The organism is Pseudoalteromonas sp. SR45-6 (genome assembly GCF_014163545.1).
Lineage (GTDB): Bacteria > Pseudomonadota > Gammaproteobacteria > Enterobacterales > Alteromonadaceae > Pseudoalteromonas > Pseudoalteromonas rhizosphaerae.
Window position 1 is genome coordinate 1 of record NZ_JACJDM010000161.1, and the last position, 713, is coordinate 713.

Sequence of the window (713 nt, forward strand, 5' to 3'; positions counted from 1 at the left end):
GGGCAAGTTTTATTATTAATAATTGCTTTTATTTACCACCGTAAAGCAAAAATCCCCAGAGCCACCTCCGTTGTTTTTGACCGAAAAACCGGCAATGTAAATTTCCCTGCGTTTGGTGGCAACCCTGAACTCGTTATACCATTTGAAGAAGTTGAGATGTATCGAGGCTCGTTAGGTTTCAGCTTAGGAAGAGGCATGCCTGTAACAAGTTTAATCCCTAAAAAATACCCTAAGCATGGTAAAAGGGATTGCCAATACATAGTCGCGTTTGCTGATAGTTACGATGGGGCTTGTGGGTCGTGGACATTATTAACGGAGTTTATGGATAAAAATAAACCAATCCCTTTTGGGCTACTGCAGTCTGTTCAGGATTACCTCGACAAAGGATATAGCACAGTTTGGAAAGGCGATAAAATTGGCCCCTATATGGAAAATTACCCCCTCGATCCCGAGATAAAAAACAATTATAAATATGTTTTTCATACGGATATTGATGGCGAAAAAGAATACCCGAGGGATGAAGTTAATTATGTTATTGCCCCCTTTAGTGATGACCCCGTATTGCTAGAGAAAAATATAAAACGTGCCTACGAGCTCAATATTTTACTTTTGTGATTAAAGTTATTTAAAAATAGATTTACAGGCCAAACGCTCTTTAACAATCAGAAAAGGAATTCAAACCTAGGTGGTGTATGCTGCCTAGGTTTATTAAA

General features: G+C 38.6%; 1 protein-coding gene. It reads left to right on the forward strand.

Annotated features, from left to right (window positions below):
• Positions 1-615: hypothetical protein (locus H5158_RS22680; RefSeq protein ID WP_182740982.1), on the forward strand; the 615-nt coding region annotated here is incomplete at its 5' end.
• Positions 616-713: the final 98 nt, after the last annotated feature.